General features: G+C 69.3%; 10 protein-coding genes and 1 pseudogene. 5 read left to right on the forward strand and 6 right to left on the reverse strand.

Translation table 11 applies throughout. The features are described 5' to 3' along the window. Nucleotides 1–98: 98 nt before the first annotated feature. Nucleotides 99–1,448, reverse strand: a complete 1,350-nt coding sequence (gene glnA, locus T398_RS07560; RefSeq protein ID WP_018726880.1) for a type I glutamate--ammonia ligase — start codon at nucleotides 1,446–1,448, stop codon at nucleotides 99–101. Between the two features lie 226 nt (nucleotides 1,449–1,674). Here glnA and T398_RS07565 point away from each other — a divergent pair, with 226 nt between their 5' ends. The 4 genes from T398_RS07565 to T398_RS07580 all read left to right on the forward strand — a co-directional run bounded on the left by T398_RS07565 (nucleotide 1,675) and on the right by T398_RS07580 (nucleotide 5,551). Then, on the forward strand, nucleotides 1,675–3,471 hold the full coding sequence (locus T398_RS07565; RefSeq protein WP_496445636.1) for an NAD+ synthase: 1,797 nt from the start codon (nucleotides 1,675–1,677) through the stop codon (nucleotides 3,469–3,471). Nucleotides 3,472–3,583: 112 nt separating this feature from the next. After that, nucleotides 3,584–4,429, forward strand: coding sequence for a 3-methyl-2-oxobutanoate hydroxymethyltransferase (gene panB, locus T398_RS07570; RefSeq protein ID WP_496445637.1), 846 nt, complete (start codon nucleotides 3,584–3,586; stop codon nucleotides 4,427–4,429). A 105-nt stretch (nucleotides 4,430–4,534) separates the two neighbouring features. Then, nucleotides 4,535–4,834, forward strand: a complete 300-nt coding sequence (locus T398_RS07575; protein ID WP_496445638.1) for a hypothetical protein — start codon at nucleotides 4,535–4,537, stop codon at nucleotides 4,832–4,834. Between the two features lie 231 nt (nucleotides 4,835–5,065). Then, on the forward strand, nucleotides 5,066–5,551 hold the full coding sequence (locus T398_RS07580; RefSeq protein WP_496445639.1) for a hypothetical protein: 486 nt from the start codon (nucleotides 5,066–5,068) through the stop codon (nucleotides 5,549–5,551). 158 nt (nucleotides 5,552–5,709) lie between these two features. On the opposite strand, the gene npdG is transcribed toward T398_RS07580, so the two are convergent. The 3 genes from npdG to T398_RS07595 all read right to left on the reverse strand — a co-directional run bounded on the left by npdG (nucleotide 5,710) and on the right by T398_RS07595 (nucleotide 7,855). Then, nucleotides 5,710–6,408, reverse strand: a complete 699-nt coding sequence (gene npdG, locus T398_RS07585) for an NADPH-dependent F420 reductase (RefSeq protein ID WP_496445640.1) — start codon at nucleotides 6,406–6,408, stop codon at nucleotides 5,710–5,712. A 65-nt stretch (nucleotides 6,409–6,473) separates the two neighbouring features. Next, nucleotides 6,474–7,334 (reverse strand): AraC family transcriptional regulator, encoded by an 861-nt coding sequence (locus tag T398_RS07590; RefSeq protein WP_496445641.1) that lies wholly within the window; start codon nucleotides 7,332–7,334, stop codon nucleotides 6,474–6,476. Between the two features lie 101 nt (nucleotides 7,335–7,435). Further along, nucleotides 7,436–7,855 (reverse strand): VOC family protein, encoded by a 420-nt coding sequence (locus T398_RS07595; protein WP_496445642.1) that lies wholly within the window; start codon nucleotides 7,853–7,855, stop codon nucleotides 7,436–7,438. 94 nt (nucleotides 7,856–7,949) lie between these two features. Between T398_RS07595 and T398_RS07600 the strand changes: the two genes are divergently transcribed. Further along, nucleotides 7,950–8,738: a TetR/AcrR family transcriptional regulator C-terminal domain-containing protein gene (locus tag T398_RS07600; protein ID WP_496445643.1), complete on the forward strand. Its 789-nt coding sequence runs from the start codon at nucleotides 7,950–7,952 to the stop codon at nucleotides 8,736–8,738. 44 nt (nucleotides 8,739–8,782) lie between these two features. Here the strand turns inward: T398_RS07600 and T398_RS07605 are convergent, their stop codons facing one another. Both T398_RS07605 and T398_RS07610 read right to left on the reverse strand, forming a co-directional pair. Then, the gene (locus T398_RS07605) at nucleotides 8,783–9,388 is read right to left on the reverse strand and encodes a class I SAM-dependent methyltransferase (protein WP_496445644.1); all 606 of its coding nucleotides are present in this window, start codon (nucleotides 9,386–9,388) and stop codon (nucleotides 8,783–8,785) included. Nucleotides 9,389–9,607: 219 nt separating this feature from the next. Next, nucleotides 9,608–9,937, reverse strand: a pseudogene (locus T398_RS07610) (hypothetical protein); the annotation flags it as partial.

A 9,937-nucleotide genomic window follows, 5' to 3' on the forward strand; every position in this document is an offset into this window, starting at 1 on the left:
CGCCCGCACCGCGGTCCTCGCCCGAGTCCCGGTCGGACCAGGGTCAACAGCCGGTACGCCGGCCGACGCCAGGAGCAGGGCCGACCGGGGCCGGAAGATCAGAGCGAGAGGTAGTGCTGCCGCTCGTACGGCGTGACCTCGCGGCGGTACTGCTCCCACTCGGACCGCTTGTTGCGCAGGAAGAAGTCGAAGACGTGCTCGCCGAGCACCTCGGCGACCAGTTCGGAGCCGGCCATCACGTCGATCGCCTCGGCGAGGTTCTCCGGCAGCGGCTCGTACCCCATCGCCCGGCGCTCGGCGCTGGTCAGCGACCACACGTCGTCCTCGGCGCCCGGCGGCAGCTCGTACCCCTCCTCGATGCCCTTGAGGCCGGCGCCAAGCATGACCGCGAAGGCCAGGTACGGGTTGGTCGCCGAGTCGGGCGATCGGACCTCGACCCGGGCCGAGTTCGGCTTGCCGTACGCCGGGACCCGAACCAGCGCGGAGCGGTTCAGGTGCCCCCAGCAGACGTACGCGGGGCTCTCGGTGACCCGGTTTGGCAGGGCCTGCGGGAAGAGTCGTTTGAACGAGTTGACCCACTGGTTGGTGACCGCCGTGTACTCCCGGGCGTGCACCAGCAGGCCGGCGATGAACGCCCGGGCGACCTTGGAGAGCTTCATCGGGTCACCGGCGTCGTGGAACGCGTTGCGCTCCCCCTCGAACAGCGAGAGGTGGGTGTGCATGCCACTGCCCGGCTGGTCGGTGAAGGGCTTCGGCATGAAGGTGGCCTGCACGCCGGTGGAGAGCGCCACCTCCTTGACCACGTGCCGGAACGTCATGATGTTGTCGGCGGTGTTGAGCGCGTCGGCGTAGCGCAGGTCGATCTCCTGCTGACCGGGGGCGACCTCGTGGTGGCTGAACTCGACGGAGATTCCGATCCGTTCCAGCGCGAGTACCGCCTGTCGGCGGAAGTCCCGCGCGACCGCGTGGGTGGTGTGCTCGAAGTAGCCACCGGTGTCGACCGGGGTCGGCACCGAGCCGTCGGGCGCCCCATCCTCCAGCAGGTAGAACTCGATCTCTGGATGGGTGTAGTAGGTGAAGCCCTTCTCCGCTGCCCGGGACAGCGCCCGACGGAGTACGTGGCGCGGGTCGGCCCAGGACGGACTACCGTCGGGGAGCAGGATGTCGCAGAACATCCGGGCGCTCTCGCCGCTGACCCCACCCTCGAAGGGGAAGACCTGGAAGGTGGTCGGGTCCGGCATCGCCACCATGTCAGATTCGACGACCCGGGCGAAGCCCTCGATCGCCGAACCGTCGAACCCGATGCCCTCCTCGAAGGCGGACTCCAGCTCCGCGGGGGCCACCGACACGCTCTTCAGCGTGCCCAGCACATCGGTGAACCACAGCCGGACGAACCGGATGTCCCGCTCTTCCAGCGTACGGAGGACAAACTCCTGCTGACGGTCCACTTCCACCCCTTACCACTCTATTGTCCGCTTTCAGCCCACGAACGACCCGGCCTGACCGATCAGTCTCCACCGGCCTCGTTACGCCGACGTTACGCGACCTTCCCACGCCCGCACCGGCCTGTCCCACCCCCGCTACCACCAGCTGGAAGCCCTCTCCCGCACGCGCCACACCCCGTCTCCCCGCACGCGCCATACCCCGCTCGGACCGCTGCGGCAAGATAGGGACATGACCACCCTGCGTCTCGCACTCTGCCAGGTCAACCCGACCGTCGGTGACCTCGTCGGCAACGCCACGAACATCCGGGAATGGGCCCGACGCGCCGCCGACGCCGGCGCCCAACTGGTCGCCTTCCCGGAGCTGACCCTGACCGGCTACCCGGTCGAGGACCTGGTCTTCCGCCGCTCCTTCATGGAAGCGTCGAAGACGGCGCTGGGCCGGCTCGCCGCCGACCTCGCCGCCGACGGGCTGGGCGACCTGCCGGTGGTGGTCGGCTACCTGGACGCAGACGGCCCACCGCAGTTCAGCGGCGATGCCGAGCCGGGGCACGGGGCGCGTAACGCCGCGGCCCTGCTGCACGGTGGGAAGACCGTGGCCACCTACTTCAAACACCACCTGCCCAACTACGGCGTCTTCGACGAGGACCGCTACTTCGTACCGGGCGAGACCCTGTCCGTGGTGCGAGTCGGCGGGGTGGATGTCACGCTGACCATCTGCGAGGACCTGTGGCAGGTCGGGGGGCCGTTCGCCGCCGCCCGGCAGGCCGACGTCGGCCTCGTGATCAACATCAACGGCTCGCCGTACGAGCTGAAGAAGGACGACGTCCGGCTACCGCTGGTCCGCCGGCGGGCCGCCGAGGCCAGGGCCACCATCGCGTACGTCAACATGATTGGCGGCCAGGACGAGCTGGTGTACGAGGGCGACTCCATGATCGTGACGGCGGAGGGGGAACTGCTCGCCCGGGCGCCGCAGTTCGTCGAGCACCTGCTGGTACACGACGTGGATCTCCCCGCCGCCACCGGCGGCCCACCCACCGACATCGAACTGGCCGACGGGATGCGGGTGCTCCACCGCCACCTTGAAACGCTGCCGGCCGCACCCACCGAAGAGTCGGCGGCCGGAGAGCTCCTCGAACCGGCGGCCGACGAGGCGGAGGTGTGGCAGGCGCTCGTGCTGGGCCTGCGTGACTACGTCGACAAGAACCGCTTCCCCTCCGTGATACTCGGCCTCTCCGGCGGCATCGACTCGTCGGTCGTGGCGGCACTGGCCGTTGACGCGCTCGGCGCGGACCGGGTGGCCGGGGTCTCACTGCCGAGCCAGCACTCCTCCGAGCACTCCCGGGAAGACGCAGCGGAGTTGGCCCAACGCACCGGACTGGACTACCGGATCGAGCCGATCCAGCCGATCGTCGACACGTTCCTGGCCAACCTGTCACTCTCCGGCCTCTCGGTGGAGAATCTCCAAGCCCGGGTCCGCGGGGTGATCCTGATGGCCCTGTCGAACCAGGAGGGCCACCTGGTGCTGACCACCGGCAACAAGAGCGAACTGGCGGTCGGCTACTCCACCCTGTACGGCGACTCGGTCGGCGGTTTCAACCCGGTCAAGGACGTCTGGAAGACCCTGATCTGGCAGCTCGCCCGCTGGCGAAACGCCGAGGCGGTCCGCCGCGGCGAGACGCCGCCGATCCCGGAGAACTCGATCAACAAGCCCCCGTCGGCCGAGCTCAGCCCCGGCCAGCTGGACTCCGACACCCTGCCGGAGTACGACCTACTCGACCCGATCCTCATCGGCTACATCGACGGCGACCTGGGCCGGAACGGGTTGATCGAGGCCGGCCACGACCCGGCGCTCGTGGACCAGGTGCTGCGGATGGTGGATACCGCCGAATACAAGCGGCGTCAGTCCGCCCCCGGCACGAAAATATCGATGAAGGCATTCGGGCGGGACCGCCGCCTACCGATCACAAGCCGCTGGCGCGAGGACGGCGGAGCGGCCGAAGCCGCCGAGCGCCTCGGCGGCGAGTGAACGCCTCGGGGAGTGACATCCTGCACTGCCCCCTGCCGCGACCCGCCGTGCGGTGCGACGATCGCAGCAGAGCCCGGGGACCGCGTACGCGGCCTCGAGGAAGGAGAGAACCATGCTGGAATCCAGCCCAGCCGAGGTGACCGCCCTCTACGGCGGACCGGCGACCCGACGGGTCCGCGCCCGTGACCTACTCGCCGCGAAGGAGCGTGGCGAGCGGTGGGCGATGCTCACCTCGTACGACCAGTACACGGCGGGGATCTTCGACGCCGCCGGCATCCCGGTGCTGCTGGTCGGTGACTCGGCCGCGAACAACGTCTACGGCTACGAAACGACGCTACCGGTGACCCCCGACGAGTTGCTGCCCCTGGTCCGGGCCGTGGTCCGGGCCACCCGGCACACGCTGGTCGTCGGCGACCTGCCGTTCGGCTCCTATGAGGAGGGGCCGACCGCGGCCCTGCGCACCGCGGTACGGTTCATGAAGGAAGGCGGCTGCCACGCGGTCAAACTGGAGGGTGGCCGCCACTGTGCCGAACAGATCGCCGCGATCGTTCGAGCCGGCATCCCGGTGATGGCGCACATCGGCTTCACGCCGCAACGGGAACACACCCTCGGTGGCTACCGGGTGCAGGGCCGGGGCGACACCGCCGAGGAGGTGCTCGCCGACGCCCACGCGGTCGCCGAGGCGGGGGCCTTCGCGGTGGTACTGGAGATGGTCCCCGGCGACGTGGCGAAACGGGTAACCGCCGAACTGACGATCCCGACCGTGGGCATCGGCGCTGGCCCGGACACCGACGCCCAAGTGCTGGTCTGGCAGGACATGGCGGGCCTCCGTACCGGTCGGACACCCCGCTTCGTGAAGCGCTACGCCAACCTCGCCGACACCCTGGGCGAGGCGACCCGTCGCTTCGCCGACGAGGTCCGCGACGGCGGATTCCCCACCACCGAGCACACCTTCTGACCGGGCTGGCGGTGGCCCGGCCAACCCCCGGGCCGCCGCCGACCAGCCACCCCCGACAAAACATGCAAGATCCTCGATCGCGCTCAAGACGAGGTCTGCGAAGCGGTGGTGGAAAACCTGAATACCTTCCGGGAAGCCCTGGTAGTGAACCTCATGTCCGCCGATGGCCCAACGGACGGAGTAATGACTGAGGTCTTCACCGAGCTGGCGACGGGAATGACCGAGATCGCCGCCACCGGCAGTGCCGACAGCGAGGTCACCGCCGCCATGCAGACGCTGAGCACGGAGGCCGAGAAGATGGCTGCCGACCCGAACCTGATGGAGGAAACGGAGAACCCCGCCTACGAAGCGGCCGCTGACGTCGTCACCGAAGCTTGCCAGAAGGTCGGCGTCGTAATCGAATGACGGCGATCTGATCGACAGGTCCGGGTGGCCGTGGGCTGGCCGGGTAGTGCCACTCGTGCGCTCCGCCGGATTCCGGCGGAGCGCACACTCATCGCCCACGTCCACCCACAACCCGGGGGCAGCAGAGCGGCCTGATCCGCTGCGAGCCGGGGTTGCCTCGGGCAGCGGACTCCTACCCCACCGCCCCGACAGGGTCTCCATTGGGGATCGATCCGAGTAGCATTCCCTTCCGTGCGTAAAATAACTCTCTTCCAGGCTCTGCTACTCCCCGCCGCCGTCCTTGCTCTCACCGCTTGCGGAGGGGACGACCCGGAGCCGACGGCATCCGGGGCACCGGCGACCGATTCCACGACGGCCTCCTCCTCGGCGCCACCTGCGGATGCCGCCGGCAAGGGCGACAAGGAGCTCTGCGAAGCCGCAAACAAGGCCAATATGGAGCTCCGGCAGACCCTGCTCGACGCCGTGTCCGGAGGCGAGGAGCCGGATCCGAACCTGTACCAGGAGATCTTCACCGGGTTGGCGACGGAGTTCGGCGCCATCGCCGCCACCGGAGACGCCGACAGCGAGGTTGCCTCCGCGCTGTCCGCGTACAGCGCGGAGGCCGGCAAGGTAGCTGCCGCCGGCAGCCCGGAAGCTGCCGACAACCCCGCCTTCGACAAGGCCACCGACGCGGTCGCCGAGGCCTGCCAGGCGGTCGGGGTTTCCCTCAACCTCTGACCCGCACAGCAGCTTGGGCTAACCGACGAACGTCTGCGGTTAGCGGTGGCCTGGTAGGACAATGGTGCGGCCCGCGGGAAGCCCCGCGGGCCGCGCCACGTTTCGCCCTACCTCCGAACGCCGCCCCGATGGAGTGGCTGCGTCCGGACCCACCACCTTCAGAGGTCGGTGACCCGGATGCCGGCGTGGGCCTTGTAGCGCTTGTTGATAGCGATCAGGTTCGCCGTGAAAGCCTCGATCTGGTGGGCGTTCCGCAGGCGACCGGCGTAGATGCCACGCATGCCGGGGATCCGGGCAGCGAGGGCACCGACGATGCCGGCCAGTTCCCGCTCCTCGGTGCAGATCAGCACATCCAGCTCGATCCGGTCGATCTGCGGATCCGCCAGCAACGGAGCGCTGACGTGGTTGAACGCCGCGCACACCCGGGACTGCGGCAGCAGCGCGGCGGCCTGCTGGACGGCGCTGCCCTCCGCCACGGCAAGGGCGTACGGGCCTTGCTTGTCGAAGCCGAGCGGGTTGACGCAGTCGATCACGATCTTGCCCGCGAGGGGCTCGGCGAGCGCGCCGACGATGCTGGCGTGCCCGTCCCACGGCACCGCGATCACCACCACATCGCTGCGCCGGGCGACCTCCTCGTTGGCGGCCCCGGTGACGCTCGCGCCGGCGGGCACCCCGGGCAGGGCCGCGATCTCCGCAGCGGACTGGGCAGCGCGCTCGGCCGAGCGGGAACCGATCAGCACGGTCTGGCCGGCACGGGCGAACCGGTAGGCGAGACCACGCCCCTGGTCGCCCGTGCCGCCGACGATACCGACAGTGAGCCCGGACACATCGGGTAGGTTGCTCGCGTCGTAAGCCATGCGAACATCCTCGCAAACCGCCAATGCACGAGCAGCAGTCGATGCTGTGACAATCCCCGCTGGGGTCAGGCCCGCTCCACCGGAATCCACAGTTCGGACTCCGCGGTCGCGCCGTCCGCAGCGACACTGGTGCGGGAGATCTCCGGACCCGGACGACTGCGGTACGGGTTGGCCGGGAACCACAGGGTGAAGACGTCCCGCCACAGGTGCTGGACGGTCTGCGGGAACGGACCGGAGGTGGTGAAGACCGCCCACCTGCCGGCGGGCACCGCCATCGCGTCCAGCCCTTCCGGGGCGCTCGCGCCGGTGACCACACCGTGCCAGTAGTCCAGCTCACCACCCTCCGCCCGACCGTCAGCGATCTTGGTGCTGACGTTGACGATCCCCTTCGGTTCCTGGTCGGACAGCGCCGCCAGCCGGTCGACTGTCTCCTGGTCGATACTCCGGACGAACTCAACGATCGCCGGGTTCATCCCCTCGTGCACCAGGGGCACCCGGGCTCGCCGGCCCACCAGGCGGAAACCGTCCTTGTCCACGATTCGGTAATCCATACTGCTACTCCCGTCGATGGTGAGACGGAAGGAGATCCGGGGCTGGGCGCGCAGGGTCGCCCCCGTACGGCGGGCCTCCCCTGGGCTGACGCCGTGCACGGCCTGGAACGCCCGGCCAAACGCCTCGGTGGAGCCGTAGCCGTACCGCACCGCGACGTCGAGCAGCGACTGTTCCCCCGACAGCACCTCCGCCGCGGCGACGGTCAGTCGCCGACGGCGGACGTACTCGGACAGCCCGATCCCCGCCAGCGCGGAGAACAGCCGCCGCAGGTGGTACTCCGATGTCGCGGCGATCCGCGCCAGTTCGGCCACGTCGACCGGCTGGTCGAGTTGCTGCTCGAGGTGGGCCATGACATCGTTGAGCCGCTTCAGCACCCGGACCTCCTTCCCTTGTGCCCACGACGCTAGGGCCACGCGGGCAGCACCAACCCGACAAGCTGTGCCAGATTCGATCAGGTCATCCCCACCTGGGGTGGCTACCCGGCGGCGGTGCCACGTGTTGCGGGACCAGGCTCCGGTGCACCGTTCCAGTCGACGAGCTGGACGATGACCCCGTTGGGGTCGCGGACCTGGAAGGCACGCTCACCCCACTCCTCGGTGGTCAGCGGCATGGTGATCTTGACGCCCTCGGCCTGTAGCCGCGCCAGCTCGCCCTCAAGGTCGTCAACCACGAACGCCAGAATCAAGCCGCGGGCATGGTCGTCACGCTGGTCATCGGGGAGGGTGGCAAGCCCACGACGTAGAAAGACGACGTTGACGCCGGCGTCGTCGCGGGTCAGCGAGGCGAACCCGTCCGCGGCCATCTCCTGACGGAACCCGAAGTGCTCGGTCAGGAAGGTGGCAGCGGCGGGGACATCCTCGACGTTGAGTGATACGGCAGTGGAGGTGATCTTCATGGCAGAGTCCTTCTCGCGATGATCCGAATACCTCGTACGTCGTACGCTATACATTGTACATTGTACAGCGTACGGAGAAATTGCGGAGATGACTATGCGTGCACCTGACGTAACCAGCGCCGGCGACCCCGCGCGTACGCTCGCCCTGCTCTGGCGGGAGCCGTCGACGGCGGCACGCCGGGGCCCACAACGTGGCCTCAACCTGGACGCGGTGATCGAAGCGGCGACCGCCGTCACCGACACCGAAGGGCTGACCGGTCTCACCATGCGTCGCGTCGCCCAAGAGCTGCGGGTCTCCCCCATGACCCTCTACACGTACGTGCCCGGCAAGGCGGAGCTACTCGACGTGATGCTCGACGCCGCATACGGCCGGATGTCGCGCACCGACACCACCGGAAAACCCTGGCGGGTACGGCTGACCGCGGTGGCCGAGGAGAACCGGATGCTCTTCGAGACCCATCCGTGGACCGCGACGGTCTCCACGCTGCGCCCCCCGCTCGGGCCCGGCGCGATCGCCAAGTACGAGCACGAGCTGACCGCCCTCGACGGCCTGGGCCTCGACGACGTCGAGCTGGACGACTGCCTGACCCTCCTACTGAGCTTCGTGCAGGCCAACGCCCGAGTCGCCGCCGACGCCCGGGCCACTGCCCAGCTCACCACCATGACCGACGAACAGTGGTGGGCGGCCGCCGGGCCGCTGCTGGCCCGGGTCCTCGACCCCGCGGCCTACCCGCTGGCCACCCGGGTGGGCAGTGCCGCCGGCGCGGCGCACGGCAGCGCCCACGACCCCGCCCACGCCTACGAGTTCGGCCTCCGCCGCCTCCTGGACGGGCTCGCCACCCTCATCGAACGCGCAACACCCTCGGCGCCAGGGGACTCCTGATGCCGCTCCAGGGTGATCAACTACTCGAGGGTGCTTTTAGAGGCTCACTCGGCGGGGCGACGGAGCAGAGTGACGGCGAAATCGCTCTCCTTGCGCCACGGGCGCAGATCCCAGGTGGCGAAACGGTGCTCCTGGCGTAGCCCGGCAGCCGCCGAGTCGTCGTCGAAGGCCGACAGCGGGTAGCCCCGGTCGGTGCCGAAACCAACCGCCATGACGCCGTCGGGACGCAGGTGCGCCGCGATCCGGCGCAGCACGTCGGCCTCGGTGCCCGCAGCGACGAAGGTCATCACGTTGCCGGCGACCACCGCGGCGTCGAAGGGCTCCGGCTCCCCGGCGGCGGCCAGATCGAGCTCCGCCAGGTCGGCCACGAGCCAGCGCGGACCGGGATAGGCGGCACCCGCCGCCTCCACCAAGACGGGATCGGCGTCAACACCCACCACGGTGTGCCCCCGCAAGGCCAACGCGGCCCCGAGCCGACCGGTGCCGCAGCCGGCGTCGAGGACCCGGGAACCCGGCGGCACCAGAGCGTCGATCAGCCGGGCCTCGCCAGCAAGGTCTGCCCCCTCAGCCGCCAACTGGCGGAATCGGTCGATATACCACTGGGAGTGCTCTGGGCCGGTGTCGGTCACCCATCGGGTCGGCTTTGCCATGACGACAACCGTATCCTCCGGGACCTGCACCAAGTCCGGCGCCGTCCACCGCTGGACCCCGACCACAACCAGCACGTTTCGCGGTAGCGAGCCGGCCACAGGTGACTGGCCTGACGTTGTCCCCGTTGCCCGAAGACGCTGTTGGCCGGCACCCGGATCGGGTGCCGGCCAACAACTTTGTTCCTCCTTGTGGGAGGTCTATGGGGTGTTGCGGGTGGGTCAGCTGGTCCAGTGCTCGGCGACGAGGTCGGCGGCCTGGGTTTCCCACTGGGCGTAGTGGAACGGGTACGCCGACACCTGCACCTTCTGCGCGGCCTCGGTCAACGGCAGGTCCTGCCAGCCCTCGACCTGCTTCAAACCGTCCAGGAAGGCGGTGGTGGAGTAGGCGGGGTCGGTGATCTGCTCCACCGTGCCCCAACCACTGGACGGGCGCTGCTGGAACAGGCCCTGCGAGTCGTGGTCGTTACGGTCACCCAGGTGGCCGAGGTTTTCCAGCTTCGACTCCTGCAGGCTGGTGCCGATGGCGACCACGGCGGCCCGCTCGTCCAT

The sequence above is a fragment of the Salinispora goodfellowii genome (assembly GCF_059570675.1).

Coding starts and splice junctions, on each gene's coding strand:
- T398_RS07565 (WP_496445636.1), top strand. CDS start 1,675: ATGACCACCCTGCGTCTCGCACTCTGCCAGGTCAACCCGACCGTCGGT.
- panB (WP_496445637.1), top strand. CDS start 3,584: ATGCTGGAATCCAGCCCAGCCGAGGTGACCGCCCTCTACGGCGGACCG.
- npdG (WP_496445640.1), bottom strand. CDS start 6,408: ATGGCTTACGACGCGAGCAACCTACCCGATGTGTCCGGGCTCACTGTC.
- T398_RS07595 (WP_496445642.1), bottom strand. CDS start 7,855: ATGAAGATCACCTCCACTGCCGTATCACTCAACGTCGAGGATGTCCCC.
- T398_RS07600 (WP_496445643.1), top strand. CDS start 7,950: ATGCGTGCACCTGACGTAACCAGCGCCGGCGACCCCGCGCGTACGCTC.
- T398_RS07605 (WP_496445644.1), bottom strand. CDS start 9,388: ATGGCAAAGCCGACCCGATGGGTGACCGACACCGGCCCAGAGCACTCC.